General features: G+C 56.3%; 25 protein-coding genes. 10 read left to right on the forward strand and 15 right to left on the reverse strand.

Features of this window, described 5'->3' with window-relative positions:
• Genes RMR16_RS09470 through RMR16_RS09480 form a run of 3 tightly spaced genes read left to right on the forward strand, consistent with a single transcriptional unit; the run spans position 1 to position 3,387 of the window.
• Positions 1-2,082: a hypothetical protein gene (locus RMR16_RS09470; RefSeq protein WP_320198470.1), complete on the forward strand. Its 2,082-nt coding sequence runs from the start codon at positions 1-3 to the stop codon at positions 2,080-2,082.
• On the forward strand, positions 2,082-2,504 hold the full coding sequence (locus RMR16_RS09475) for a GNAT family N-acetyltransferase (RefSeq protein ID WP_320198469.1): 423 nt from the start codon (positions 2,082-2,084) through the stop codon (positions 2,502-2,504). Before RMR16_RS09470 ends, RMR16_RS09475 begins: the two co-directional genes overlap by 1 nt.
• A 25-nt stretch (positions 2,505-2,529) precedes the next feature.
• Positions 2,530-3,387, forward strand: coding sequence for an MBL fold metallo-hydrolase (locus tag RMR16_RS09480; RefSeq protein ID WP_320198468.1), 858 nt, complete (start codon positions 2,530-2,532; stop codon positions 3,385-3,387).
• A 3-nt stretch (positions 3,388-3,390) separates the two neighbouring features.
• Here the strand turns inward: RMR16_RS09480 and RMR16_RS09485 are convergent, their stop codons facing one another.
• Complete coding sequence (locus tag RMR16_RS09485) at positions 3,391-4,380, reverse strand: LysR family transcriptional regulator (RefSeq protein ID WP_320198467.1); 990 nt, start codon at positions 4,378-4,380, stop codon at positions 3,391-3,393.
• Positions 4,381-4,473: 93 nt separating this feature from the next.
• Between RMR16_RS09485 and RMR16_RS09490 the strand changes: the two genes are divergently transcribed.
• Positions 4,474-5,433 (forward strand): MBL fold metallo-hydrolase, encoded by a 960-nt coding sequence (locus tag RMR16_RS09490; protein ID WP_320198466.1) that lies wholly within the window; start codon positions 4,474-4,476, stop codon positions 5,431-5,433.
• 26 nt (positions 5,434-5,459) lie between these two features.
• Here RMR16_RS09490 and RMR16_RS09495 read toward each other — a convergent pair whose 3' ends face one another.
• Entirely contained in the window at positions 5,460-6,023 is a 564-nt protein-coding gene (locus tag RMR16_RS09495; RefSeq protein WP_320198465.1) for a GNAT family N-acetyltransferase, read from the reverse strand.
• Positions 6,024-6,316: 293 nt separating this feature from the next.
• On the opposite strand from RMR16_RS09495, the gene RMR16_RS09500 reads away from it, so the two are divergent.
• Entirely contained in the window at positions 6,317-7,309 is a 993-nt protein-coding gene (locus RMR16_RS09500) for a glutathione S-transferase family protein (RefSeq protein ID WP_320198464.1), read from the forward strand.
• Between the two features lie 3 nt (positions 7,310-7,312).
• On the opposite strand, the gene RMR16_RS09505 is transcribed toward RMR16_RS09500, so the two are convergent.
• Positions 7,313-7,741, reverse strand: coding sequence for an NUDIX domain-containing protein (locus tag RMR16_RS09505; RefSeq protein ID WP_320198551.1), 429 nt, complete (start codon positions 7,739-7,741; stop codon positions 7,313-7,315).
• A gap of 197 nt (positions 7,742-7,938) precedes the next feature.
• On the opposite strand from RMR16_RS09505, the gene RMR16_RS09510 reads away from it, so the two are divergent.
• Positions 7,939-8,904 carry a metallophosphoesterase family protein gene (locus RMR16_RS09510; protein WP_320198463.1) on the forward strand — a complete coding sequence of 322 codons (966 nt, stop codon included), beginning with the start codon at positions 7,939-7,941 and terminating at the stop codon, positions 8,902-8,904.
• A gap of 22 nt (positions 8,905-8,926) precedes the next feature.
• Here RMR16_RS09510 and RMR16_RS09515 read toward each other — a convergent pair whose 3' ends face one another.
• The 4 genes from RMR16_RS09515 to RMR16_RS09530 form a co-directional block, all read right to left on the reverse strand.
• Entirely contained in the window at positions 8,927-9,298 is a 372-nt protein-coding gene (locus RMR16_RS09515) for a cupin domain-containing protein (protein ID WP_320198462.1), read from the reverse strand.
• Positions 9,299-9,372: 74 nt separating this feature from the next.
• Positions 9,373-10,212, reverse strand: coding sequence for a helix-turn-helix domain-containing protein (locus tag RMR16_RS09520; RefSeq protein ID WP_320198461.1), 840 nt, complete (start codon positions 10,210-10,212; stop codon positions 9,373-9,375).
• A 112-nt stretch (positions 10,213-10,324) separates the two neighbouring features.
• On the reverse strand, positions 10,325-12,037 hold the full coding sequence (gene leuA / locus RMR16_RS09525) for a 2-isopropylmalate synthase (protein WP_320198460.1): 1,713 nt from the start codon (positions 12,035-12,037) through the stop codon (positions 10,325-10,327).
• Between the two features lie 301 nt (positions 12,038-12,338).
• Positions 12,339-13,523, reverse strand: coding sequence for a benzoate/H(+) symporter BenE family transporter (locus tag RMR16_RS09530; protein ID WP_320198459.1), 1,185 nt, complete (start codon positions 13,521-13,523; stop codon positions 12,339-12,341).
• A 198-nt stretch (positions 13,524-13,721) separates the two neighbouring features.
• On the opposite strand from RMR16_RS09530, the gene RMR16_RS09535 reads away from it, so the two are divergent.
• A complete protein-coding gene (locus tag RMR16_RS09535) occupies positions 13,722-14,396 on the forward strand; it encodes an MnmC family methyltransferase (RefSeq protein ID WP_320198458.1) in 675 nt (224 codons plus the stop codon).
• 73 nt (positions 14,397-14,469) lie between these two features.
• On the opposite strand, the gene RMR16_RS09540 is transcribed toward RMR16_RS09535, so the two are convergent.
• Complete coding sequence (locus RMR16_RS09540; protein WP_320198457.1) at positions 14,470-15,051, reverse strand: ATP-dependent Clp protease proteolytic subunit; 582 nt, start codon at positions 15,049-15,051, stop codon at positions 14,470-14,472.
• Between the two features lie 217 nt (positions 15,052-15,268).
• On the opposite strand from RMR16_RS09540, the gene RMR16_RS09545 reads away from it, so the two are divergent.
• Both RMR16_RS09545 and RMR16_RS09550 read left to right on the forward strand, forming a co-directional pair.
• The gene (locus RMR16_RS09545) at positions 15,269-15,859 is read left to right on the forward strand and encodes a HupE/UreJ family protein (protein WP_320198456.1); all 591 of its coding nucleotides are present in this window, start codon (positions 15,269-15,271) and stop codon (positions 15,857-15,859) included.
• A 109-nt stretch (positions 15,860-15,968) separates the two neighbouring features.
• A complete protein-coding gene (locus RMR16_RS09550) occupies positions 15,969-16,712 on the forward strand; it encodes a DUF2076 domain-containing protein (protein WP_320198455.1) in 744 nt (247 codons plus the stop codon).
• A gap of 75 nt (positions 16,713-16,787) precedes the next feature.
• On the opposite strand, the gene queF is transcribed toward RMR16_RS09550, so the two are convergent.
• The 6 genes from queF to RMR16_RS09580 all read right to left on the reverse strand — a co-directional run bounded on the left by queF (position 16,788) and on the right by RMR16_RS09580 (position 22,393).
• The gene (gene queF, locus RMR16_RS09555) at positions 16,788-17,252 is read right to left on the reverse strand and encodes a preQ(1) synthase (protein ID WP_320198454.1); all 465 of its coding nucleotides are present in this window, start codon (positions 17,250-17,252) and stop codon (positions 16,788-16,790) included.
• Between the two features lie 3 nt (positions 17,253-17,255).
• Entirely contained in the window at positions 17,256-18,173 is a 918-nt protein-coding gene (locus tag RMR16_RS09560) for a cation diffusion facilitator family transporter (RefSeq protein ID WP_320198453.1), read from the reverse strand.
• A gap of 146 nt (positions 18,174-18,319) precedes the next feature.
• Positions 18,320-18,709: a glyoxalase superfamily protein gene (locus RMR16_RS09565; protein ID WP_320198452.1), complete on the reverse strand. Its 390-nt coding sequence runs from the start codon at positions 18,707-18,709 to the stop codon at positions 18,320-18,322.
• A 7-nt stretch (positions 18,710-18,716) separates the two neighbouring features.
• A complete protein-coding gene (locus tag RMR16_RS09570) occupies positions 18,717-19,352 on the reverse strand; it encodes a LysE family translocator (RefSeq protein WP_320198451.1) in 636 nt (211 codons plus the stop codon).
• A gap of 79 nt (positions 19,353-19,431) precedes the next feature.
• Complete coding sequence (locus tag RMR16_RS09575; RefSeq protein WP_320198450.1) at positions 19,432-20,133, reverse strand: TIGR02117 family protein; 702 nt, start codon at positions 20,131-20,133, stop codon at positions 19,432-19,434.
• 70 nt (positions 20,134-20,203) lie between these two features.
• Positions 20,204-22,393, reverse strand: a complete 2,190-nt coding sequence (locus tag RMR16_RS09580) for an anthranilate synthase (RefSeq protein WP_320198449.1) — start codon at positions 22,391-22,393, stop codon at positions 20,204-20,206.
• Positions 22,394-22,677: 284 nt separating this feature from the next.
• Between RMR16_RS09580 and RMR16_RS09585 the strand changes: the two genes are divergently transcribed.
• Positions 22,678-23,511, forward strand: coding sequence for an extensin-like domain-containing protein (locus RMR16_RS09585; RefSeq protein ID WP_320198448.1), 834 nt, complete (start codon positions 22,678-22,680; stop codon positions 23,509-23,511).
• A gap of 55 nt (positions 23,512-23,566) precedes the next feature.
• On the opposite strand, the gene RMR16_RS09590 is transcribed toward RMR16_RS09585, so the two are convergent.
• On the reverse strand, positions 23,567-25,822 hold the full coding sequence (locus RMR16_RS09590; RefSeq protein WP_320198447.1) for a TonB-dependent hemoglobin/transferrin/lactoferrin family receptor: 2,256 nt from the start codon (positions 25,820-25,822) through the stop codon (positions 23,567-23,569).
• Positions 25,823-26,001: the final 179 nt, after the last annotated feature.

Here is a 26,001-nt window from a genome sequence, read left to right on the forward strand (position 1 = left end):
ATGACATTGACCTTCGCTCCGTTTCTTCCATGGATCGTCATCGGCGTTATGGCTTTCGCAGCCTTCGTGCTGGCCATCATCGGCCTGTGGCGCGGCGTGCGCGGCGCTTGGCTGCGCGGGCTTGCACTTGCCGCCCTGCTGCTGGCCATCGCCAATCCGCTTTTGACGAATGAAGAGCGCGATCCGCTTTCCACCATCGTGCCCGTCATCGTGGACCGTTCGCAAAGTCAGGACGTGCAGCAACGCCCGGAACAAACCGATCAGGCACTGGCGACCTTGAAGGAACGTCTCGCCCGCTTTCCACGCATCGAACCGCGCATCGTGGAAGTCGAAAACGACGCGAATAGCGATTCTCCGGCCACCAATCTGTTCTCCACCCTGTCCGCAGCCGTATCGGATGTCTCCCCCTCCCGCGTCGGCGGTGCGATTTTCCTCAGCGACGGCCAAGTTCACGATATTCCCAATGTCACGCCGAATATCGAACAGACGCTCGGCTTCAAGGCACCGATCCATGGCCTGATTACCGGTCGCGCCGAGGAGTTCGACCGCCGCATCGAAGTGCTGCGCGCACCGCGCTTCGGCATCGTCAACGAGCAGCAGGAATTGACACTGCGCGTCTTCGATGACGGTCGCCCGCAAGGGGGCAGAGCCGATGTGACCGTGAAGATGAACGGGGAAGAGATCGCCACGCTTCAGGCCACGCCCGGCCAACCGCTTCCCTTCAGCTTCAAAGTACCGCGCGGCGGAAACAACGTCATGGAATTTTCCGTGGCTGAACTTCCCGGCGAAGTGACAACCACCAACAATCGTGCCGTTCACGTCATCGAAGGCATCCGTCAGAACCTGCGCGTGCTGCTGGTGTCCGGGGAACCCCATGCGGGTGAGCGCGCGTGGCGCAACCTGTTGAAATCCGATACGTCGGTAGACCTGGTGCATTTCACCATTTTGCGCCCGCCGGAAAAGCAGGATGGCACGCCCATCAATGAGTTATCGCTGATTGCTTTCCCGACGCGTGAACTCTTCGTGGAAAAGATCGAGGATTTCGATCTCATCATCTTTGACCGCTACCAGCACCGCGGCGTGTTGCCGATTCTCTATTACGATTACATCGCCCAATATGTGCAAAAGGGTGGCGCGCTGTTGATTGCTGCTGGGCCTGAACATGCCGGGCAGGATTCCATCGCCATGACGCCGCTGGCCTCCGTGCTGCCTGCGCAGCCGACGGGCGAAGTCCACCAATCGGCGTTTTTCCCACGTCTGTCCGAAGCGGGCAAAAAGCACCCGGTCACGCGTGGTCTGGAAGGTTCTGGCGAAGAGCCGCCACAATGGGGCCGATGGTTCCGCACCGTTGGTGTCGATCAACCGCAGGGCCAGACGGTGATGCTGGGTGACGGGCAAGACCCGCTTCTGGTGCTGAACCGTCAGGGCGAAGGCCGGGTCGCCATGCTGCTGTCTGACCAAGGCTGGCTCTGGGCGCGTGGTTATGAAGGCGGCGGCCCGCATGTCGCGCTTTACCGTCGCATTGCCCACTGGCTGATGAAGGAACCGGAGCTCGAGGAAGAAGCGCTGACCGCACGCGCCAATGGTCGCACGCTGGAGATCACCCGCCAGACCATCGGTGACAACCCCGGTGACGCGACGGTTAAATTCCCGACCGGTAAAGCCGAAACCATGGCGTTCACACAAACCGAGCCCGGTCTTTACAAGATCGAACGCCGCATGGATGAAACCGGCCTTTATGAAATCACCAATGGTGACTTCTCCACCCTCGTCCATGTCGGCGCCGTCGATGCGCCGGAATTCAAGGCCATGATCTCGACCACGGATCCGCTGAAACCACTCGTCGATGCCACCAAGGGCAGTATTCACCGGGTCGTCAATGATGATGGCCGCGTCGTTCTGCCGGATATTCTGCCGGTGCGCGGCGATGTGCGCGTGGCCGATAACGACCGAATGCTCATTCGCCTGACGGATGAAACTGTGCTGAAGGGCGTCAACACCCTGCCGCTCTTTGCCGGTTTCGCAGGGCTTGCCGCATTGCTCATGGCCTTCTCGGCGCTCTGGTGGCGTGAGGGTCGTTGATGGAACCGAAAATTGTCGTCAGCGACGCTTCCGATAAGGACAGCGAAGCCGCCATCCTTGAGCAGCTAAAGGCCTATAATGTTACGCGCTTTGGCAAAAGCAACTGGCAGGAGCTGATCATCTCCATTCGCGATGACCAGAACGCGGTTATCGGCGGTTTGGTGGGCCACACGGCGCGAGGCTGGCTTTATACCTCGCTCCTCTTCATTCCCGAAACCATGAGAGGCAAAGGCCTTGGCCCTAAACTGCTAGCTCTGGCGGAAGACGAAGCGCGCAAAAGAGGCTGCAAAGGTGCCTATATCGACACGATGAGTACCGATGCTTTGAGTGTCTATCAAAAGTGCGGTTATACGGTTTTCGGCCAGATCGAAGACTTTGCCGATACGGAACCGTTCACTTACCTCAAGAAAATATTCATATAATCAATACTGTACGGAAGAGCACGCCATGACGGATGACCGTTCTTTGACACCCTTCACATTTTCCGTGGGCAAAGCCCGCATCACTGTCTTCTGCGACGGTACTCTCGTGGCGCCTGTTGGCAGTCTTTATCGCCTCGGCTCGGACCAGCCGACACCGGAAAAGTTTCCGGATGCGCCGGGCGAACTGTCCGTAAACGCGTTTCTGGTGGAGACAGACGGACGAAAAATCATGATCGATACCGGCTCAGGTGCGTTTTTCGGACCAGATCACGGTAAACTTCCAATAGCTTTTGAAGAGTTGGGCGTGTCAACCGATGGCATCGACGACATTATCCTGACCCACATTCATGCCGATCACTCCGGCGGGCTGGTTGCTGATGGCAAACCGGTTTTCAAAAACGCGAAACTTCATATCGGCAAAACGGAAGCCGCATTCTGGCTGGCGGACGGTGCTGCCGACGCTCCTCATGCAACAGAGAAAGTGAAAGGCCAGATCGGTCGTGCACATGCGGCAATCGACCCTTACGAGACGGAAAACCGCGTGACGCTGTTTGAGGACAACGGGGATATTCTTCCCGGTTTCAGCGCCAGCCTGCGTGCCGGCCATACACCCGGACACCTCACGATCCGGTTTGAAAACAATGGCGAGACCATCGCCTTTGTTGGCGATATCGTGCATGGCGATAGCGTCCAGTTCGCAAATCCCGCCATCACCATCGATTTCGATTATGACCAGCCACGCGCAGCAACCGCCCGCGCTGCGGCGTTCACGCAGGCTGCCGATGAGGGTTATCTCATCGCAGCCACGCATCTGCCGTTTCCCGGCGTTGGCCATATCCGCCGCGACGGTGATCACTACCGGTTCGAGGCCTATCGAAAATAAGAGTTATAAAGTTCTGAGGCGTGGCCAGGAATTTTGACCGTCAGGCGGCGGCATCGAGCAGCCACCCTCGTTCGTCCTCAACATCGCCTCACGAATTTGCTGCCGCAACCATGCGCAGCCCAGATCGCTATCGGTCTGCAGGGGCCAGACCATCGCCACCGGCGGAAACGAAAGTTTCAGCGGAACGGGGCTAACCTCAAGTCCGAGCAGCGGCCCGTAACGCAGCGCGATCCGTGAGGACACGGTGGCGATAACCGGCGATTGGCGCGCCGTCGCCAGCACCGACATAAAATCAGGTGCCGCAGCCACCACCTCCAGATCGGCGCCAATGTGATCGAGCGCATCTTTCACGCAACCATGCAGGCTGTCGGTTTGCGAAATCACCGCATGTTGCCCGGACATATAAGCATCCAGCCCCATAGGGTTGGGAAGCTTGAGCAAGTGCGGATTGAAACAGCAGAGCACGCTGGATTGATAAAGCGGTTCGCAGTGATGCCGAGAGTCCGGCAAATAACTGCATCCGACAGACAGGTCGATAATACCCGCATCCAGCATCGCATCCACCTCTTGCACGTCACCGCCGCGTGCCAGAAGACGTATCCCCGGCGCGATATCCCGCAGGCGCGCCGTCAAATCCGGCAGCAACAGAAGCTCCACCTCGCTGGAAAGCCCCAGCCGGAATGTCCGTCGCTCCGTGGCCGGATCGAACACATCCGCCATCAAAACAGCCGCCTGCGCCTGCCGCAACGTTTGCCTGATCGGACCGGCCAGATTGAGCGCCCGCGCCGTGGGCTTCATCACCTGCCCCACACGAATGAAAAGGTCATCCTGAAACAGAGTGCGCAGCGTGGAGATATTGTGGCTCATGGCGGGCTGCTGGATTTTCAGCCGCTGCGCGGCCCGCGTGACGCTCATCTCCTCCATCATCGCATCAAAGGCGACAAGCAGATTGAGGTCGAAAGAACGAAGATTGAAATGATCGATGACGTTCATGATTGGTATCGATTTGATTGCTGACCGAGACAGTCTTAGCTGATGAACAGGAACTTGCAAGAGGTTCCGCCCCATCATCAAGGAGCATCCCACATGCCATCACGCCGTTCCCTCCTCAAAGGCGCCGTTTCCGGCCTCATCGCCGCGCCCTTCATCGCACCCTCGCTGGCTTTTGCCAAAGCGCCCTTCGCCACCGTTCAGGCGCCCGGTTTTTATCGGTTGAAAATTGGTTCTGTCGAAGTCACCGCCCTGTCTGATGGCACCGTGCCCCTTCCGCTGTCCAAGCTTTACACCCACACCACGCCGCAACACGCCCAAGAGGTTCTGCACGAGGCATTCCTGCCAGACATGGTGCCAACCTCCGTCAACGCCTTCCTGATCAATACGGGAGAGCGGCTTGTGTTGATCGACGCCGGTTCAGGCAGCTATCTCGGTCCGACGCTCGGCAAACTCGTGGCCAATATTGAGGCCTCGGGTTACAAAGCGGGCGATATCGATGACGTTGTCCTCACCCACATCCACACCGATCATTCCGGTGGGCTGACGAACAATGGCACGCTTGTCTTTGCGAACGCCACGTTGCGGGTCAACGAACGCGAGGCAAAGTTCTGGCTGAGCGCGGACAATGCCAAGGCCGCAACCGGCATCGTCAAACAGCAATTCGCTGAGGCAGATCAATGCGTGACGCCTTACGTCAAAGCCGGAAAGTTTGAAACCTTCGCAGACAATGCAGCCCCCGTTGCCGGTCTGGGCTCGATACTTTACGCCGGTCATACGCCCGGCCACAGCGCGATTACGCTCGAAAGCGAAGGCCAGAAAATCGTGTTCTGGGGCGATATCACCCATGGCGATCTTCTTCAGTTCGATGAGCCTGATGTCGCAATCGAATTCGACATAGACCAGAAGCGCGCGATTGCTGCGCGCGCCGACGCATTCAAACAGTCCGTGGAAGGCAAATATCTGGTCGCGGGCGCGCATATTGCGTTTCCAGGCATAGGCCATGTGCGCAAAGACAGCACGAATTATGACTGGTTGCCCGTCAACTACTCATAAAGCTATAAGCAAAATGCGAAGCGTTATCAGGCAATAGCCCGAAGAGGCTCAACAACCAGTTCTTCTTCGACAGCAGCCACGGGCGTTTCGCATTTACGCCAGCCGATTTTACCCGTCATCCGCGCGTGAACATCACCCGTGAGCGGCACGACCAGAACACGGTTCAAATCGACAGGCCCCGGAAAATCGAGCGCGCCATAGGCCACTTTCTCGAAGCCCAGCGGCATGTAATAGGGCGGATCACCGATGAGAATGACGGCTTCCGAGCCCTTCCGCTTGGCGGCAGCAATGGCAATCCGCACCAGTTCACGCCCGATGCCCATGTTTTTGTGCGAAGGCCGAACAGCCAGCGGGCCGAGCATATGCCCCTTCACGCCACCGGCCAGAACCGGCGTCATGCGAACCGATGCAATCGTCTCGCCATCGTCAGCGCAGATGTAGGAAATGGACCGGTCATGCGGCCCCTGCTCGCGGATGCGGGCAGCCGCTCTGGTGTGCCGGCCTGGGCCAAAAGCTTCTTCGTTGATGAGTTCGATGACGGCGTTATGAGACGCGTCTTCAGTGAGGTAGACCAGGTCGTGCTTGGACATGAAAAGACCGAAACGTTAGATACAGACAGGACGATATGCGAGCGCGACGCCGAAAGGGCGTTGGATGCGTCAGCGTCGTCGGAGCGTCCGTGTTACGGTCATAGGTCAGAATTCCCTCAGAATTGTGATAAACGCGGATATCAGGAAAATTAAAGTCCGTAAAGAACAAATCTACCCTCCGCATCATTCCGTCATCACAGCAGCAAACGAAACGCACTGTTCACTTTCCGAAGGGTTCGCTTCCGCCGGTCCATGAATTAAAGTGCAATACAGCAACGAGAAGGAGAAAGCGCATGGGCATGTTGGTTGAAGGTGTTTGGCAAGACGTGTGGTACGACACCAAAGAAACCAAAGGTCACTTCAAGCGCAGCGCTTCGCAGTTCCGCAACTGGATCACGCCAGATGGCGCACCCGGCCCTTCCGGCAAGGGTGGTTTTAAAGCGGAGAAAGACCGTTATCATCTTTATGTGTCGCTGGCCTGTCCATGGGCGCATCGTACGCTGATTTTCCGCAAGTTGAAAAAGCTGGAAGACCTCATTTCCGTTTCCGTGGTCGATCCGCTGATGTTGGCAAACGGTTGGGAGTTCAAAGCTGAAGACGAGCGCACACCGGGCGCCACCGAAGATCACCTCTTCGGCTCATCCACTCTCTGGCAGGTCTATACCAAGGCAGACCCGCAATATTCAGGCCGCGTGACGGTGCCGGTGCTGTGGGACAAGCAGCAGAACACGATCGTGTCCAATGAATCGGCAGAAATCATCCGTATGTTCAACAGCGCCTTCGATGCCTTGACCGGATCGCAGACCGATTATTATCCAGAAGCCTTGCGCACTGAGATCGATCAGCTCAACGATCTGATTTACGACACCGTCAACAACGGCGTCTACAAGGCCGGTTTTGCCACCACGCAAGAGGCCTATCAGGACAGTGCCGCCAAGGTTTTCGAAACGCTGGATATTTTGGAAGAGCGGCTTAACGACCAAAGGTTTTTGCTCGGCCCGCAGCAGACGGAAGCCGATTGGCGGCTGTTTACCACGCTGGTGCGGTTCGACCCGGTCTATGTCGGCCATTTCAAATGCAACATCCGCCGCATTCATGACTACCCCAACCTGACTGGCTATCTACGCGATCTCTACCAGACATCAGGCATCCCGGAGACGGTCGATATCCGCCACATCAAAGAACATTATTACCGCAGCCACAAGACGATCAACCCCACCGGCATCGTACCTGTTGGGCCCGAGCTTGAGCTGGACACGGCGCATGATCGGGCACGATTGGGTTAAACGTTACCATTCGTCATTCGGCAGCCTGTCACCCGCCAGTTCCGCAAGGCGGCGGCGGGTGGCAGGCGTTGTGCCTTCCGGCAAGGCATCCAGCGGGAAAAATCCACTCTCGCTGATTTCATGGTCCGGCACCTTCACCTCTGTTTGCCTGACCGTCAGCCGGTAGAACAGGACATGGTCGCGGTCGCTGGTGCGATTGTTGAAATAGACATGGAAAAGCTGCGGCACAGAGGTGGCGACAAGATTACCCTCCTCGCGAATTTCCTTGTGCAGCGCCTGCAATCCGGTCTCGCCGCGTTCCACACCGCCGCCCGGCATGTGCCAACCGGGAACATAGGAATGCCGCACCAGAAACACCCGGCCATCCGCATCGAAACAGGCAGCCCGCACGCCAAGCGTCATGCCGCGCCGGATAAAGAAAAACACATGCATGAGGCGTGTGACCAGCCGCCGAAGCAACCGCCGCAACCCGCCTTCTTTCGCAAATCTGTCACTCAACGTTCCACGCTCCATCCATTTCCAACGGATTATCCGAAGGTCGACCGACACTTTTCAGTGAGATGCTTATCCCCTTGAAAAAACGGGACTTTGATTGGACGCCCGCAAAACCATGCGCTATGTCTGGACGCATGTTCAAACTCGCCCATATTTCCGATATCCACCTCGGCCCGCTTCCCAAGCTCACATTCCGCGAACTTGCTTCCAAGCGCATTACCGGCTTTGTGAACTGGCGCCTCAATCGCCGCAAGCATCTTTTCACCGATACGCTGGAAAGGCTGGTGGACGATCTGGACAGCAAGACGCCGGATCATGTCGCTATTACCGGTGATCTCGTCAATCTGGCGACCGGCATCGAAATTCGCGCTGCCGCCGACTGGCTGGAGGAAATTGGTAAACCGTCCAACACCTCTGTCGTACCGGGCAACCACGATGCTTATGTTCCGGGCGCACACGACAAGGCCATGGCCGCATGGTATCCCTATGTGCGCGGGGATGGCGACCCGGAAACCTGGGATAAAGACCGCAAGATTTTCCCTTATATGCAGGTTCGTGGGCCCGTCGCGCTCATAGGATGTTCCACATCCATCGCCACGCCGCCCCTTTCCGCGACAGGATATTTCGGGCGCAGACAAGCGCGCGCCACGGCGGAACTGTTGAAAAAAGCCGGTGAACAAGGGCTGTTTCGCGTGGTGATGATCCATCACCCGCCGATCCGCGGTGCCGCTGCCACCCACAAACGCATGATCGGCATCCGCCGTTTTGCCGCCGCCATCGGCACCGGCGGCGCAGAACTGGTTCTGCACGGTCACACCCACCTCAACACGGTCTACTGGCTCAACACCCATCGCGGTCGCGACCATGTGCCCGTCGTCGGCATCGCCTCCGCCTCCCAAGGCCCCGGCGGCGAAAAGCCACGCGCCGCTTATAATCTCTTCCACATCAATGGCGGCCCAGGCACATGGGACGTCACCTGCGAACGTTTCAGCCTGAATGAAAAAGGCACTGGCATAGAACTGGAAGACGTCCGCGTTTTTTACGCCAACGGACGTCCTTTGGGCTTTCGCAATCCTTCAGAGCAAGGCGACGACGATTAAAGTCTTCCTCGCCAAACGGTGATTAAATCCAGACGTCGTTCTGCGCCGTGCGATCTCCCCCCGTATGCCCGGTGTTGAGAACGCCACGCGGCTCGATCAAAAGCAGATGCACTTCGTGTTCCGCATAGGGCTTGTGTTCCACACCCTTGGGAACAACAAACATTTCACCGGGACCAATCGACACCGCGCCATCATGAAAATCAATCCGCAACTGGCCGCTTAAAACGATGAAAGTCTCATCCGTTTCCGGATGGTCATGCCAGATGAAATCACCCTCTATGCGCACGATCTTGAACTGGTAATCATTCATTTCCGCGACAACGCGTGGCTGCCAGAACTCCGTTATTTTCGAGAGTTTATCCGAGAAGTTGATTGCCTGATATTGAGGGGCCATATATTGATTGCTCCATTGTTGAATGACAGCAATGTAGGCAGTTCAATGTTGGTGATATTGAACGATCGTGCAGATTAACCCCGTCCCAGCGTCATCTTGCGCCACTGCGCGGGTGTCATGCCGAAACTGTTTCGGAAATGTCGGGTCAAGTGCGCCTGATCGGCAAAGCCTGCGTCCAAAGCCACCTGAACAAGTGGGCGTCCATCGATGATTTGCGCTTTGGCGCGGTCCAGACGGCGCAGGGTCAGATAACGATATGGGCTAGTGCCGAATACGGCCCTGAAATCACGCGATAACTTCCAGCGATCCCGCCCGGTCAGCGCTTCCAACTGCTCAAGCGAAACGACCTGCCCTTCGGAGTGCCGAAGATAATCGCGAGCCTTGTCAGCGGCCTGATAATCAGGCAACGAAATCTTGCGTCTGCCAGTGGGCGGTGCTGCGGCTTGCAGGGCTTTAGCGATATCGAATACCGCATCGTCATACTGCAAGGTTTCCATAGGTTCGCTGATATGACCGACGATACGGTCAATTGCCGCCAACAAACGCGGATCGCGTGAAACGCCTTGGGGAATAAAGGGCAGCGCATGCCCATATCCTAATGCTTGTTGAACAAGCAGCGGGTCCAGATAGATCATCTGGTAGTGGAACCCGTCTTCGGTCCCGGCTTGCCCATCATGCAACTCGTCGGGGTGGAGAACGATGACTGTGCCTGGAACACCGGCGCTGGCCTGCCCACGATATTGAAACCGCTGAACACCTGAGAGGGTTCTGCCAATTGCGTAAGTGTCATGCCGGTGTGGCTGGTATGCTGGACCGGAGAAAAACGCCTCTATCCGTTCACAGCCCTCCATGCCGGAAGCAAGGTTGATCCACCCAGACGCAACGCGGGTCGATAAATCCTCAACGATTCCCATTCCGGACTGCAAAGGGAAAAGCTCCTGATATTGATGTCAGACGATCTTTTATCACGCTGATAGTCGGCCAGATGGAACGCCTTCCATCTGGCCGACACTTCAAGTCGGCATATTACTTGCCCGCCCGCTCTTCCAACACGCGGTTGGCGGCTGAAACGATTGCTTCCAGCGAAGCACCAACGATGTTGGTGTTGATGCCTGCGCCGAACAGCTTGCCGCCCGGGTGCTCCATTTCAACATAGGCGATGGCCGAAGCGTTGGAGCCGTGTTGCAAGGAGTGCTCGGAGTAATCATTCACCGACAGGTCGATGCCGAGATAGGTCGACAGGGCGTTGATGAATCCATCAATCGGACCGGTGCCTTTGCCTTCGATGCGCTTCACCTCACCATTATCGGTAATTTCAGCAGCAACCACGCGCACGCCCTTGAAGTCGCCCGCCGGATAGGTGTGGTGGTCCACAAACTTCAGACGCGAATTCGGCTGCGTCACATAACGCTCGATAAAGCGGTCGTGGATGCGCTTGGCGGGCAGTTCCACGCCTTCCTCATCGGTAATGCGCTGAATGTCCTCGCGGAATTCCACTTGCAGATTGCGTGGCAGGTTGATGCCGTAATCCTGCTGAAGAATGTAAGCGATGCCGCCCTTGCCGGACTGCGAATTGATGCGGATGATCGCCTCATAAGAACGGCCCACATCCTTCGGATCGATCGGCAGATACGGCACTTCCCAGACGGGGTGATTGGCGACCTTGATGGCCTTCATGCCCTTGTTGATCGCATCCTGATGCGAACCGGAAAATGCGGTGTAGACCAGTTCACCAACGTATGGATGACGCTCAGGGATCGTCATTTCGTTGGAATATTCATAGACGGATTTGATGCGCTCGATATCGCGGCAATCCAGTTCCGGGTCCACGCCCTGCGTGTACATGTTCAGCGCCAGCGTCACGACGTCCACATTGCCGGTGCGCTCGCCATTGCCGAACAACGTGCCTTCGACGCGATCGGCGCCCGCCATCAAGGCCAGTTCGGTGGCGGCGATGCCGGTTCCACGGTCGTTGTGCGGATGCAGCGAGATGATGACATTTTCGCGGTTATCGATATTGCGGCACATCCATTCGATCTGGTCGGCATAGATGTTCGGCGTTGCCATTTCCACGGTGGATGGCAGGTTCAGGATCAGCTTGTTCTCCGCCGTCGGTTTCACAACCTCAACGACCGCGTTGCAGATCTCCAAGGCCACGTCCAGCTCTGTGCCGGTGAAGCTTTCTGGTGAATATTCAAAGCGGAAACCACCGCCGGCCTTGGCGGCCATATCGGTAATCATCTTGGCGGCATCGACAGCGATCTGCTTGATACCAGGCACATCCTTGCCGAACACCACGCGGCGCTGCAACTCGCTGGTGGAGTTATAGAAGTGGATGATGGGGTTCTTCGCACCTTCCAGCGATTCGAAAGTACGGGTAATCAGTTCCGGGCGGCACTGCACCAGCACCTGCAATGACACATCTTCCGGCACGCCACCCTGCTCCACGCACCAGCGGGCAAAGTCAAAATCCGTCTGCGAGGCGGACGGAAAGCCGATTTCGATTTCCTTGAAACCCATTTCCAGCAAGAGCTTGAACATGCGCGCTTTGCGATCATGTCCCATCGGGTTGACCAGCGACTGGTTGCCATCGCGCAAATCCACGGAACACCAGATCGGTGCCTTATCGATGGTCTTGGAGGGCCAGGTGCGATCCTTGATGTCGATCACCGGGTAAGGGCGATATTTGACGGATGCGTCTGACATGCCTTTGGAAATATTCGAGTTCTTGGCGTCCATGATCTTACTCCTTCCGCCATCTGCGGGCTTAAAAGCCACCGTCAGATGCGCGCCCTTTCGGGCCTAAATCCAGTAAAAATTGAGATTTCGAGTTGAGGAGCGTTCGCACCAGCGGGCTTTCGGCCGCCGGGCGCTCCTCACTGGACCCGGCAACCGCGTGTAAGGTCGAGGCTAAGAAGCGAGAGTGCGCCGCACGGCGAGGCGTTCGCAGAAATCTGCGCGCTCATGCCTGAAATGGTTGCGATGCAATCGGTCATGCCAAATCTTATATGCGGCGAAATATTCTGTTGCAAGTGCCTCTTTACTTTTTCAGTCGTTTCACAAAACCCGTCAAAGCCATCATCAACCCACCGCCGATCAGCCCCCAGAACGCGCCGGAGATGCCGCCGAAGGACAGGCCGGATGCGGTGATGAGGAAGGTGATGGCTGCGGCTTCCCGCGTGTCCGGTTCTTTGAACGCGGCAACGGCAGAGCCGGAGAAGGCACCGACGAGTGCAAGACCGGCAACAGCCTGAATGAGAATCGGTGGGGCGAGCGCCACGAAGGCGGTGACCACGCCTGCCAGCAGGCCGAAAATCACGTAGCCAACGCCGCTGACGATCACCGCCCAATAACGCCGCTTCGGATCAGGGTGAGCATCTTCTCCCGCGCACATGGCCGCGGTAATTGCCGCAAGGTTTACAGCATGGCCGCCAAATGGGGCGGCAAGCAAAGAAAACAATCCGGTCGTGGCAAACAATTGCCCCGGCTGCGGGTCATAATTGTTGACCTTCAGCACAGCAATGCCGGGGATATTCTGCGAGGCCATGGTGACGATGAACAGCGGCAGCGCAATCGAGATCAGCGCTTGCAGGTTAAACACCGGCATCACGAATTCCATCGGCGGCGCGAGAGATTGCAGAACGCTATCAAGCGCCCCTGCCGGAATATCGACGCCGAAGATCATCACCAACACGAAGGCGGCTAGGGCCGCAGGCACCGCGAATAACCGTTTGAAGGCACCGACGACGATCCACGCCAGAATGATTGGCAGACCGAGCGCCGGGTTGAAGCCTATGGCCTTGATGGGCGCAAAACACAAGCCGATAATGACGCCGGAGAGCATGGCATTGGCCAGCGGCGTGGGGATGGAAGCAACGGCACGCCCAAGCGGCTTGAACAATCCGGCAACGATAATGAGAAGCGCGCAGATGATGAAAGCGCCAACGGCTGCCGGAAAACCACCTTCTATCACGCCAGTTGCGGCCAAAAGCGCTCCGCCGGGTGTTGACCATGCCGTGCTGATCGGCAACCGGGTTGTGACAGACAGCACGATGGCGCAAAGCCCCAGGCACACCGACAGCGCCATCAACCCTGATGCCGCTTCAAAATCCGTCGCACCGACACCTTTCAGCCCCTGCAAAACAACGGCGAAGGAACTGGCAAAACCGACAAAGGCCGTCAGAAAACCCATAAACAGACTTTGAACGGAGAATTCTTTTAGCATGGCGCGCTCTGGCATTGGGACATATGACAGCTATCCAAGATCAAAAAACACCCCTGCTGGCAAGATGGCTTTGCCGCGTTCGGGTACTCGGGCACAGCTTGTGCGTGGATCCTTCTGAGATCGCGCAATATCTGCCCTCACTAGCCGGTTCCTCCTACTCATGTTAGACGACCGCCACACAACACAGTGAGAAGACCGATGCTGCCTTGGATAGAACTCGACCGCGCACACGTTCCCGGCGATGGTGGTGAATTGCGCCTCAAGCAGCGCGGCCAGGAATTTTCCATCATGCTGGGCGCAAACGAGTTGATGAACAGCCGTCTGAGTGGGTCGGAAGAAGCACTTGCGACGCTTTCGTGTGAGCGTATCTCTGGTCGCGCAAGCCAAGCCATGCTGATTGGTGGGCTTGGCATGGGTTTTACCCTGCGCGCCGCCCTTGGTGTTTTGCCGCCAGACGCCCGCGTGACCGTGGCCGAACTGGTGCCCGCCGTTGTGGATTGGGCGCGTGGCCCGATGGCCGAACTGCACAAGGGCACGCTGGAGGATACCCGTGTTGATATTCATGTCGGTGATGTCGGCGAATTGATCCGGTCGAAAAAAGCGGCCTATGACGCCATTTTGCTGGACGTGGACAATGGCCCCGATGGTTTATCGCGTCCATCCAACGACAGTCTTTATGATGCCGCTGGCCTTATCGCCGCCAAGACAGCCTTGCGACCCGGTGGCGTGCTGGCCGTGTGGTCATCCGCGCCGGATACAGCCTTTACGCGCCGTTTGCGCCAGGCCGGTTTCGCCACGGATGAAGTGAATGTACGCGCCAACGGCAAACGCGGCGGGGCGCGCCATACGTTGTGGTTGGCGAAAAAAGCGTAACGCGCAAACACCCATAGAAAAACCCGCATCGGCAAGGCCAATGCGGGTTTTGAAAACTTCAGAGATCAATCGCTTAGATTTCAGCCTGAGATGTCACGATGCGCGATGCAAGACCGTAAGCAACAGCTTCTTCTGCACCCAGCCAGTAATCACGATCGATGTCCTTGGCGATCTTTTCTTCCGTCTGGCCAGTGGCCACCGAGAAGATCTTGATCAGGCGCTTGTTCATCTTGATGATTTCGCGGGCCTGAATTTCAATATCTGACGCCATGCCGCGTGTGCCACCGGATGGTTGGTGAAGCAGGAAGCGGGTGTTGGGCAGGCAAATACGACGCTCTTTCGGCACTGAAACGTAGATCAGCGCACCAGCGGACGCGACCCAGCCCGTACCGATGATCCAGACCTTCGGCTTGATGAACTTGATCAAGTCGTGAATGCTATCGCCGGATTCGACGTGACCGCCGGGCGAATTGACATAAACGCGAATGTCTTCATCGCCGGCTGCGGCAAGCGCCACAAGCTGCGTGCACACCTTTTGCGCCAGTTCCTGCGTAATTCCACCATAGATGAAGATCGAACGCGACTTGAAAAGATTCGCTTCCGTTTCCTTACCGATCGGCAGTTCTTTGCTCTTGTCGTCTTCTTCTTCGTTCATCCACGGATCTCCAACGTAATTCATTACCTACCGGACATAGTGTGATTTGTTTCGTAAAACAATGAGTGAAAAAGGCAAGGCACGGAACTGCTTAATAAACAAACCACCGTTAAATGACGGATGGACAGCGGGTTCTTGGCTACGATATCGTTAATGATCAAGGTCTAAGCGGCATCCCAAGGCCGCACCCTTGCTGACTCGTATTGAAGAGGGAACGATGTTCAAACGACTTTCACTTGCCGCAGCCACGCTTGCCGCCACTGCCCTGCCCGCCTTTGCCCACCTGAACCCGGAGGAGCACGGCTCCTTCATGGCTGGCTTCTCGCACCCGCTGTTCGGCGCAGATCACATTCTGGTCATGATCGCCGTCGGCATCTGGGCCGCACAAATCGCAAGTTCTACGGGCAACCGAAACGCAATGCTTATCGTGCCCACCGCTTTCGTTGGAACCATGGCCATCGGCTTTCTGCTGGCGCTTGGTGGCATTGAACTGCCGTTCGTTGAACCGGCTATCCTCGCGTCCGTCATCGCACTCGGCCTGCTGGTTGCGATGGCAACGCGGGTTCCGGTGGCGGCGGCGGCGGCAATCGTCGGCGTGTTTGCGCTGTTTCATGGCCATGCCCACGGTGGTGAACTTGGCAGCGCGGGCGCGCTTCAATTCGGCGTTGGTTTCGTGATTGCAACGGCGCTGTTGCATGTCGCTGGCATCGCGCTTGGTCTTGGCGTTGCAAAACTCGGCACCCTTGCGGCGCGCATCGTTGGCGGGATTACGGCACTGGCTGGCCTTTCGCTGGTCTTTGGCGGCTGAACAAGAAGCACCTAACCTTACAAAAATGTTAGGCAAGGACAGCTTTTAAAAGCCGAATTTAAGCACTAACTCCTTGGTGTGCGTTTCTCGACACGCCAAGGAGGCAACCATGTCACCAGAAGAAACCCAATTGCTGACATCCCTGTTCGACAGGGTAAAAACCGCATCATCCACGCCACGCGATCCAGAGGCGGAAAATCTCATCGCACAGGCCGTGCGAGATCAGCCCGCATCACCCTATTATCTCGCGCAAGCGGTTATCGTGCAGGAAAAGGGGCTTGAAGCCGCTGCTGCCCATATCCGCCAGCTTGAAGACCGCATCCACCAGTTGGAAGCGGGAAACACAGAGGCTCGCAACACCCAGCAAGGCGGCTTCCTGAGTTCGATTTTCGGCACGAACCAGTCTCAGGCCGCAGCGCCGGCCCCTGCCCCCACTTATCGAAACGACACCGCAGGCCAGACGCCGGGACCATGGGGTCGTGCGCCTGATGCCCCCCAGGCCAGCATCCAATGGAGCCAGCAACCTGCCGCTATTGGCCGTTCGCCGAGCGGTGGCGGGTTTCTGCAAGGCGCCTTGGGTGCCGCTGCCGGTGTGGCGGGCGGCATGTTGCTTGCCAACTCGCTGAGCGGCATTTTTTCCAATCACGTCGCGTCGTCAGGTTGGGGGTCGCCACTGGGCGGCTCAAGTGCCGGGAATGCGCCGGTGGAGGAAACAGTCGTCAACAACTATTACGGCGACAACGCACCGCAATCGGACAGCGCCAACAACAATGATGACGTTCAACAGGCTGGCTATGATGACAGCGACGACGATACGGATTTCGATTCAGGCGATGGTGATTCCGTCGCCTGAATCCGGCACATAGAGCATTTCCGCATTATCCGGACGTAAAACCGCTTCGCACTTTTACTGGAAATGCTCTAAAAATCAGCCGCGACCGCGATAGGTCGCCACGCCTTGTTCCGGCAACCAGACACCCTCTGGTGCCGGTCCGGTCTGCCAGAACACATCGATGGGAATGCCGCCGCGCGGATACCAGTATGCGCCGATGCGAAGCCATTTCGGCTGAAGCAGCTCGACCAGACGCTTGGCGATGTAAACCGAGCAATCCTCGTGGAAAGCGCCGTGATTGCGAAAGGATTGCAGAAACAGCTTCAGCGATTTGGATTCCACCAGCGACTCGCCCGGAATGTAATCGATGACGATATGGGCAAAATCCGGCTGGCCGGTCATCGGGCAGAGCGAGGTGAATTCAGGCGCGGTAAAGCGCACCACATAATCCGTACCCGCATTGCCGTTCGGCACCTTTTCCAGAACAGCCTTTTCCGGGCTATCGGGTGTGTCCACTTTCGTGCCCAGTTGTGACAAACCGGAAACATCCGTGACTGACATGGCTCAAACTCCTACTTCTTGAAACTCAACTCTGACGCCATGCGCCTCTTCGCTCTCAGGCTCCACATGAATGGCCAGCGTGGCGCCCGGTATGGCTTCCCTTATGGCATCTTCAAGGCGGTCGCAAATCTCATGTGCGGCACCAACGGACATGGCGGAAGGCACAACCACATGAAAATCGATGAACGCAGCAGCTCCCGCCCTACGGGTCTTCAGATCATGCACGCCGATAATTCCCGCGGAATTTTCTGCAATGGCCTTTTTGATCGCCTCATCTTCTTGCGGCTCCACAGCCTGGTCCATCAGGCCACCAAGCGAATGCAGAATGACTTTGGAACCCTGAAACAGAATGTTGATGGCGACCACGATGGCCAGCAGCGGATCGAGGATCGCGTAACCGGTCACAATTGCCAGAACGAGGCCAACCAGAACGCCGCCTGATGTCACCACATCCGACATGATGTGCTGACCATCTGCCAGCAAAGCCGGCGACGTGTATTTTTTGCCGACGCGAATAAGAACGGTTGCCCAGACGCAGTTGAGAACCGCGGCAAAAGCGTTGATGGCAAGGCCGAGTGCCGGTGCATCCGGCAATCGGGGCGCAAGCAGCCCTGTCCACGCTTCCTTGACGATGAGAAGTGCTGCGACGACAATCAGCACGCCCTCTACAACGGCAGACAGATATTCCGCCTTGTGGTGACCGAACTGGTGATCATCATCGGCAGGCTTCTGCGCATAACGAATGACGAAATAAGCGATGAAGGCAGCGACCACGTTGACGGTGGATTCCAGACCATCTGACAACAGCGCAACAGAACCCGTGACCCACCACGCCGAAAGCTTCAGGCACAGCACGGCAATGGAAAAAGGGATGCCCCAGAAAGCCAGCTTCCTGACAAGAGCGTTACCCTGACTGTTCATGACCTGACCTCGTGCTGATGCGAATTAATTGCAGAAATGGACCCCAAAACGCACGAACCGCGCGCACGGAGGGTCCATGCACGCGGTTCGTATGTTCGTTTTCTATGATTTAAACTGATGCCGGGGTCAAGGGGCTGTGAAAGAACTTAAACGTCTTCGCCCTGCTCACAGAACCGGACGCGGTTGCCGAACGGATCGGTCACTTGCATCTGCAATCCCCAGGGCAGTGTTTCCACGCCCGGTTTCATGAACATATAATCCTTGGCCGCCAATTCTCGCTGGTAAGCCTCGACGCCGGTGATATTCACGAAGACATTCGATCCCGGTGTCGCGTCTCCGTGATGTCCGCTGAGATGAAGAACCAGTCCGGCTCTGGACACCTGCATGTAGAGCGGAAAATTATCGCCAAACCGATGTTCCCAATCCACCGAAAGCCCGAGAAAATCGACATAGAATTCGCGCGCCTTGGCCTCATCGAAAATACGGATGATCGGGCAAACACGCGTGAAACGAATGGAGTCGATGGTATTTTCCATTTTGCTTTCACACCCTGCTCAACAGCAACTTGATGCCTGCAAAACCGAAAAACAGTGCCAGAACGGTTTCGATGTACCGTTTGGCTCCCTGATAGATGCGGATGGCCGGGGCTGTGGAAAACAGCAGGGCATAACCACAGAAAATAATGATGCCCAACGCGCCGCAGCCACCGATAATCGCCGCAAGTGTCGATGGCCCGGCACCGGGCTTGAGCCCAAGAGACATCACGGCGATCCAGCCAAGAATTGCCTTGGGGTTGGTGAGATGCAGCAACAACCCGCGCCGGTAGAGCTTCCAATATTCGGGACGTCCGCCCGCATTTTCTTGCATATCCACTTGCGCGGCAGGTTTTGCAAAAGCAGAGCGAGCGGATTTATAGGCCAGATAAAGAAGGTAAAGACCGCCAGCAATTTTGATGAAAAACAGCGCCTGCGCATATGTTGCAAGAACCGCCGCAACGCCCGTCGCCGCAAGCGTGGCCCAAGACAAAGACCCCGTGACGACACCAAAAGCCAGCACGATGGCGGGTGCGCGGCCCTGGCTCATGGCAACACCCATGATCGTCATATTGCTCGGTCCGGGGCTGGCGACCGCAATGATATAGGCAGCATAGACCAGCAAAAGCTGATTGAAATCGATCATTGATCTGGCTTTCTCGCGAACGCAATGTTCTTCGTAATCAAGCAATTGAACGCAACGGATGAAGTTCTGTCAACACCGATTATGGCGTCGGTTGCGTTGCCGCATCTGCGATGGCCGCCGCACCATTATGAAGCCGAAGCGATGCGACGAGAAGCTGCGGCATGGGCGTCCACCATCCGGTTTTCAAACCCGCGTTCCGCAAGGCCGCTGCCGTCCATGTGTTGCAACCGGCTACCGCGTTGAAATATCCGACGGCTTCGAAAAAAGCATCGTCAGTGCCGTAAGATTTTCCCAAAAGCGGTATCTGGTTGCCTTGCGCAGTGGCAAAACTGCCGAGGATGAAATCCAGGAGTTTTCCATATCCCGCATCAGAAAGATTGAGTGTGGTAACACTGGCATTCGACAGCGGAATATCACCCGCAAGTGCGACATGCATGACCGATCTGTCCAGTGTTATACCCTTGAACAAGGGCAGCGGCTTTAGGTCTGCCCATGTCGGCGTTTGTGTATAAAACTCCCGCCCACCCCAGCCAAATACAAGGTAACGCACGCCGGGATAGTCGATTTCGAGATTTCCATCCCGCAGGAAGCCGAAGCGCGCAAGCAACTCCTCATCCACCGGCAAGGCAATGTCGGTGTGGATGGGGTTGCTGAGGACCAAGACGGAACGAGATGCCGAAGCGGTATCGACGCCGCCTAGTGACCTTGGAAGGAGCGTGCCGATAGCAACACTCGCAAAAATCAAAAGAATAACGATGCATAGCCATTTCAGGATTTTCACGGCCACGCATCTCCGAAACACTGAGAAGAAAAAGGCGGCGTTGGATCAGCGCCGCCGATCATTAAACCGCTCAAGCGGCCTTGGTTTTCGCTCTGCGCACCAGATGCGTCACCACGTTTTCGATCATTCGCATCCCGGCATCGCCGCCCAGCGTCATGATGGATTCCGGGTGGAACTGCACGGCGGCCACAGGCTCCTTGGTGTGTTCGATGCCCATGATCGTGCCGTCTTCGCTCTCTGCCGTGATCATGAAATCACGCGGCAGCGTTGCCGGATCGGCGAAGATGGAGTGGTAACGACCCACTGTCACTTCCTTGCCAAGACCGGAGAAGACCAGACCGGGTTCCAGCACGCGAATGCGCGATGGTTTGCCGTGCATCGGCACCGCCAGTTGACGAAGCTCGCCGCCATAGGCTTCGGCCAAGGCTTGCAAGCCAAGGCAGACGCCGAAGATCGGCAAGTCGCGTGAGCGCGCCGCCTTGATCGTCGCCTTGCAATCGAAATCGCTTGGGTTTCCGGGGCCGGGCGACAGCACCACGAGATCCGGCTGGAAGCGATCAAACACTTCCGCAGCCACTGGCGAACGCACGGTGGACACCGTGGCACCCGTCTGGCGGAAATAGTTGGCGAGCGTGTGCACAAAGCTGTCTTCGTGGTCCACCAGCAGGATTTTGACGCCTGTTCCCACCTTTGCGGTATCACGCTTGGTGGACGTGGAATTCTGACCCTTTGCATCGCGAATGGCTGAAATCATGGCAGATGCCTTCAGTTCGGTTTCGGCTTCTTCTTCCTGCGGGTTGGAATCATTCAGCAAGGTCGCCCCTGCCCGCACTTCGGCAATGCCATCCTTGATGCGGATGGTGCGCAGCGTCAGCCCGGTGTTCATATCACCATTAAAGCCGACCATGCCGATGGCGCCGCCGTACCATGCACGCGGGCTTTTTTCATGACCTTCGATGAAGCGCATGGCCCACAGTTTCGGTGCGCCCGTAACCGTCACGGCCCATGCGTGGCTGAGGAAGCCATCAAAGGCATCCATATCATCCCGCAAGCGACCTTCGATGTGATCCACCGTGTGGATGAGGCGCGAATACATCTCGATCTGGCGACGACCGATGACCTTGACCGAGCCCGGTTCGCACACACGGCTCTTGTCGTTGCGGTCCACATCCGAGCACATGGTGAGTTCGGACTCGTCTTTCTTCGAATTGAGCAGCTTGAGAATCTGTTCGCTATCGGCAATCGGATCATCACCGCGCTTGATCGTCCCGGAAATCGGGCAGGTTTCGATACGGCGACCGGAAACGCGCACGAACATTTCCGGCGATGCGCCCACCAGATATTCCTGATGGCCGAGGTTGATGAAGAATGAATAGGGCGATGGATTGATAGCCTTCAAACGGCGCGAAATGGCCGATGGGTTGCTATCGCAACGTTCCATAAATTTCTGTCCGGGCACGACTTCAAACAAATCGCCGCGACGGAAGCTTTCCTTGGCTTTCGTCACCAGTTCCGAATATTCGCCGGGATGGTGATCGCCACGCGGCGGAATGGTGTCGGTGGTCTTGAACGGCTCGGACGCGATATCTTCCGCCTTGCCATGCGTGGTGACGCCGGCCTTTTCGAAATCATAGCGGTCGATCCATGCCTTTGCGGAATAGTGATCCACCACCAGAATTTCATCCGGCAGGTAGAGAACCATGTCGCGCTGGTCTTCCGGGCGCTGCAACGACAGCTTGATAGCATCGAACTGGAACGCCAGATCGTAACCGAACGCGCCGAACAGACCGATGGCGGCATCCGCGCTGGAATAAAACAGATCGACAACAGCGCGCAGAGCCGTAAAAACCGTCGGGATTTTCGAGCGCTCTTCCTCGGTGAACACGCGGTCCGGCTCGTTGACAACAAGATCAAGGCGACGGGCGGTGGATGTGCCAAGCGTCAAATCCGGTGTGGCTTTCAGCTTTTCCGTGATGAAATCGAGCAGCACTTCGCCGCGCTCATTATACGCTTCGATCCACATGGTGCGGCCAAAACAGGAAATGCCGAGCGGTGGATCGATAATGGCGGTATCCCAACGGGTGTAACGACCGGGATATTCATAATTCGAGGAAAAGACGGCACCCCGGCGGGAGTCCAGCCGCTCGACATAGCTATCGATGGCACTTGCATAATCGGCAGCGCGACGCTGGCGCGTGACCTTTACGCCGCCTTTCGTTTCGTAAACCTCTGAGCCATCATCCTGAATAATCGTTACCATTTCGCGTAGTTCCCGTTTTTTAGACCCGATGATGACAGGCGGCATAATAACAAAAAAGCCGCCTGAAATTTCGGGCGGCTTGGACTTGTCTTGTGAACATGACTGGTCAAGGCCGCGTAAAGCTGCCCCACCACCAGATTACAATGTTCTTTGACTGTGTGTTCATGGGCCAAATTGTTAGCGTCAAGCGCGTGGGATGGCAAGTGGATTTGATAGGGCATTTGAACCGGAATGGCGGTTGAGACGTTTGTGGGTCTGACCAACAACACGGAGCGACGGACCGAATGCATCATCGCATATTGATACTGGCATCAAGTCTGCTGCTGATCGCCGCATCCGAACCACCGCAAGATGTGCCCGTTCCACTGCCCAAACCGGACCAGCACGAGGATACGAAGCCGGAGAAAAAACCGGAAGAAAAACCAGCACCAGCACCAGCAGAAGCCACCGTTCCGAAGCCAGAAGAAAAGCCCATCACCCCACCGGCTGCCGATGAGAACAAAAAAGACGTTGAGAAAAAAGCCGAGGAACCGGCACCGGAGCCGGTGAAAGAAGAAAACCCGGAAGAACTGAAGGCATGTCTCTCAGACCTTAAACAGTTGGGTGCCGAGTTCAGGGAAATCTCGCCGATAAAAGGTGAGGAAAATGGTTGTGGCATCGCCTCTCCCATAGAGATTTCGACGATCATTCCCGGCATCAAACTGGAGCCAAAAGGCACGGTGCGGTGCGAGACGGCGCTGGCGCTGGCGCGCTGGACCAAAGACATCATCGTTCCGACCGCAAAAATCGCGATGCCGGACAGAAACGTAACCGCACTCAACAATGCCTCGACCTATATCTGCCGCAACCGCAACAGCGCCGAAACCGGCAAGATTTCCGAACACGCCAAAGGCAGCGCCGTCGATATCGCCACACTCGCTTTCGACAAGGGCGAACCTTTGGTGATGAAACCGCGCGACGAAGACGGCACCGTGGAAGGCGCCTTCCAACGCACCATCACCACCGCCGCCTGCCTTTTCTTCCGCACCGTCCTCTCCCCCGGCAGCGACGCCACCCACCAGGACCACCTGCATCTGGACGTGCTGGAGCGGAAGGGTGGGTATTTGTATTGCCGGTGAAATAGGAAAAGGCGGAGCTTTGCGGCTCCGCCTTTTTTTACATTACAGGTTTGGATCAGAATCTCTGGGTTAGAGAAATTTTGAAGCTCCGGCCGGGTTCGGAGTAGAAAGCGACGGGCTGACTTCCTCCATTGCGGGCGGATGAATAGTCGAAATAAGTCTTGTCGAATACGTTATAAATACCAGCGTTGATCTTAAGACCTTTGACCTGTTCAGGCTCCCACCAAGCAGTCAGATCGAAGACACCGTAACCGGGTGTTTTGAGATAATTTATAGTTGTCGTCGGACCCGCAGTGGTCGTTGTGGTTTGACCGCGTGATTCTTTGACGCCTATCCAGTCAACACCGAAACCCCAAGTTTCAGTATCATACGCCAAACCGACGACTGCCTTTAGGGGAGCAACTGACTTTAGGAAGGCACCGGTATCTGTGTCTTTACCATTGGCATAAGCAACGCCTGTCCGAACACTAATCCCATTATCGAAACGCTTATGCGCGGAAACTTCGGCACCATAGATGCGTGCGTGGTCTAGGTTGATGTTCTGTGTAATACCACCCTGCGGATACGATGCAAGGACATAGCCTGCTGCTGCTGCTTCTGTTGCGGTCAGGCTCTTAGTATCAATGAAGTTCTTGTAGCGGTTATAAAACAGATTTACGCGACCGCCGAAATCGTCATCACCGATGTTAGCACCGACTTCAAAACCGTTGCTGATTTCCGATTCCAGATCTGGGTTCCCCAACCGCAGATAGGTACCCGGTCCGCCGAAAGAGGCGTAAAGCTCACCACTGGTGGGAGCGCGGAAGCCCATCGCCCACTGGCCATAAAACTCTAGCTTGTCGTTCACCTCATAAGCAGCGCGCAGCTTCGGAGAAATCGCTGTGTCGCTGAAGCCCGCAGGCAGCGAAGGGTTGCTGGCATTGCGATCGAATTCAGCCGTCATTTTGGGCGTGTGCTCAACCCAATCGAACCGTACACCTGGATTCAGAGAGAAGCCGGTGGAGCCGAAATCAATAAGGTCATCTACGTAGAAGCCGATGCGGTTCGTGTCGACCTTCGGAGTATCGGCTTGATTGGTGTGAAGGTTTGCACAAGCCGCCGGGGTCGGTGTTGTGGCCGAGCAATTATCTGTTCCTTGCGAATATTGCTCTGCAAATCCGGTGTATAGATCATAACCGAACACCAGACGGTGATTGAGATCACCGGTCACGAAATTCTTTTCAGCCGTGCCAATCAGACCGAGCCCGTTCTGTTCATAGTCGTTTAGGCGAGTAATCGGTCCAATAACGGAGTTGAAGCGATAAGCGTCGTATCCATTGAGTTTGACTTGCTTTTGCCAGTAAAGCGACGCGCTGGCAGCATCGATCAATCCGTCTTTTTCAAGTGCTTCATATTTATAATCGATAGAAAGACGATCGCGCTCGGTTCCGTCATCACCAGTATAGTTACCAGGTCTATAGTTACCCGCTGCGGATAACAGTGTACGCGGATCGATATCCTTGTCCTGCAGGAAGCGCTCGGCGGTGAGACCGATCGTATGACCGCCCTCTAATTCCTGACGCAGCTTAAACAGCAGATTATACTGATCATAATCTAAAGGATTGGGTTTAGTACGGGTCGCACCGTAGCTGTCAACCGCACCCTTGCTGTCCCGTTCGTGACCTTTGCGGTAAGAGCCTTGAAACAGGATTGAGGTGTTATCAATCTTGGAAGCTATGGCTGCGGAAGGGCTGAAACTTCTGTCCGAACTGTCGTAATTGAACTTGGTGATACCACCCCAGTTCCGCCCTTCACCGATCAGATCCTCAGGTTCAAGCGTGCGTATTGCCAGAACACCACCGAGAGCGCCCGGTCCGGCTCGGCTCGAATCAGCTCCGCGCACGACATCCACTGCTGAAAGCGATGAAAAATCAAATGTGTCCAGACCACCTGTAGCGCCACGCGTCGCATCGGAAAGGAATGTAAGCGGAATACCGTCAACGGTTGTCAGAACGCGTGAATCTTCAAGTCCGCGAATATTGACTGAGCCGGTCGACCGATTGAAGGAAACGCCGGGTTCCTGGGTCCGCCCGAGATCCATAATACTGGTAATTTGCTTCTTTTCGATCTGCGCCGCAGTCGTTTCAGTTGCAAACGGAGTATCCGCAACACTGCCGGGAACAACGCGCTTCCCCTTCACGGTAATCCGCTCCAGCACCGTCGTGCCACTACTTTGGCTCGCCGCGTCCTGCGCGTAAGTCGCGGAATTTGCGGCAAGAAGGGCCATTGCCGTGCAGACAAGCAAAGCAGATTTGGAACGCCCAATCGTCATCATTACCCCCTGAATTCGAGCGCACGAATACGCGCAGAAGCGAAGGTTGCCGCTGCGATGTGCCTCGATAAATACCCTGAATTTTACGGCCCCGCCGTTGAGGCAGAACTATGAAACATGAGTATATGTGTCAACAAATAAAATATGATTTTACCATTCATATTTAGTGGTTCGCATGG

The sequence above is a fragment of the Agrobacterium sp. rho-13.3 genome, assembly GCF_033957765.2.
Classification (GTDB): domain Bacteria; phylum Pseudomonadota; class Alphaproteobacteria; order Rhizobiales; family Rhizobiaceae; genus Agrobacterium.

Excerpts from the sequence above, each read along its gene's own strand:
- RMR16_RS09505 (WP_320198551.1), bottom strand. The coding sequence starts at position 7,741 with ATGCATGTGTTTTTCTTTATCCGGCGCGGCATGACGCTTGGCGTGCGG.
- RMR16_RS09540 (WP_320198457.1), bottom strand. The coding sequence starts at position 15,051 with ATGAACGAAGAAGAAGACGACAAGAGCAAAGAACTGCCGATCGGTAAG.
- RMR16_RS09550 (WP_320198455.1), top strand. The coding sequence starts at position 15,969 with ATGTCACCAGAAGAAACCCAATTGCTGACATCCCTGTTCGACAGGGTA.
- RMR16_RS09515 (WP_320198462.1), bottom strand. The coding sequence starts at position 9,298 with ATGGCCCCTCAATATCAGGCAATCAACTTCTCGGATAAACTCTCGAAA.
- RMR16_RS09500 (WP_320198464.1), top strand. The coding sequence starts at position 6,317 with ATGGGCATGTTGGTTGAAGGTGTTTGGCAAGACGTGTGGTACGACACC.
- RMR16_RS09530 (WP_320198459.1), bottom strand. The coding sequence starts at position 13,523 with ATGCTAAAAGAATTCTCCGTTCAAAGTCTGTTTATGGGTTTTCTGACG.
- RMR16_RS09535 (WP_320198458.1), top strand. The coding sequence starts at position 13,722 with ATGCTGCCTTGGATAGAACTCGACCGCGCACACGTTCCCGGCGATGGT.
- RMR16_RS09580 (WP_320198449.1), bottom strand. The coding sequence starts at position 22,393 with ATGGTAACGATTATTCAGGATGATGGCTCAGAGGTTTACGAAACGAAA.
- leuA (WP_320198460.1), bottom strand. The coding sequence starts at position 12,037 with ATGGACGCCAAGAACTCGAATATTTCCAAAGGCATGTCAGACGCATCC.
- RMR16_RS09565 (WP_320198452.1), bottom strand. The coding sequence starts at position 18,709 with ATGGAAAATACCATCGACTCCATTCGTTTCACGCGTGTTTGCCCGATC.
- RMR16_RS09590 (WP_320198447.1), bottom strand. The coding sequence starts at position 25,822 with ATGACGATTGGGCGTTCCAAATCTGCTTTGCTTGTCTGCACGGCAATG.
- queF (WP_320198454.1), bottom strand. The coding sequence starts at position 17,252 with ATGTCAGTCACGGATGTTTCCGGTTTGTCACAACTGGGCACGAAAGTG.
- RMR16_RS09585 (WP_320198448.1), top strand. The coding sequence starts at position 22,678 with ATGCATCATCGCATATTGATACTGGCATCAAGTCTGCTGCTGATCGCC.
- RMR16_RS09570 (WP_320198451.1), bottom strand. The coding sequence starts at position 19,352 with ATGATCGATTTCAATCAGCTTTTGCTGGTCTATGCTGCCTATATCATT.
- RMR16_RS09470 (WP_320198470.1), top strand. The coding sequence starts at position 1 with ATGACATTGACCTTCGCTCCGTTTCTTCCATGGATCGTCATCGGCGTT.
- RMR16_RS09490 (WP_320198466.1), top strand. The coding sequence starts at position 4,474 with ATGCCATCACGCCGTTCCCTCCTCAAAGGCGCCGTTTCCGGCCTCATC.
- RMR16_RS09560 (WP_320198453.1), bottom strand. The coding sequence starts at position 18,173 with ATGAACAGTCAGGGTAACGCTCTTGTCAGGAAGCTGGCTTTCTGGGGC.
- RMR16_RS09520 (WP_320198461.1), bottom strand. The coding sequence starts at position 10,212 with ATGGGAATCGTTGAGGATTTATCGACCCGCGTTGCGTCTGGGTGGATC.
- RMR16_RS09480 (WP_320198468.1), top strand. The coding sequence starts at position 2,530 with ATGACGGATGACCGTTCTTTGACACCCTTCACATTTTCCGTGGGCAAA.
- RMR16_RS09495 (WP_320198465.1), bottom strand. The coding sequence starts at position 6,023 with ATGTCCAAGCACGACCTGGTCTACCTCACTGAAGACGCGTCTCATAAC.
- RMR16_RS09510 (WP_320198463.1), top strand. The coding sequence starts at position 7,939 with ATGTTCAAACTCGCCCATATTTCCGATATCCACCTCGGCCCGCTTCCC.
- RMR16_RS09485 (WP_320198467.1), bottom strand. The coding sequence starts at position 4,380 with ATGAACGTCATCGATCATTTCAATCTTCGTTCTTTCGACCTCAATCTG.
- RMR16_RS09475 (WP_320198469.1), top strand. The coding sequence starts at position 2,082 with ATGGAACCGAAAATTGTCGTCAGCGACGCTTCCGATAAGGACAGCGAA.
- RMR16_RS09545 (WP_320198456.1), top strand. The coding sequence starts at position 15,269 with ATGTTCAAACGACTTTCACTTGCCGCAGCCACGCTTGCCGCCACTGCC.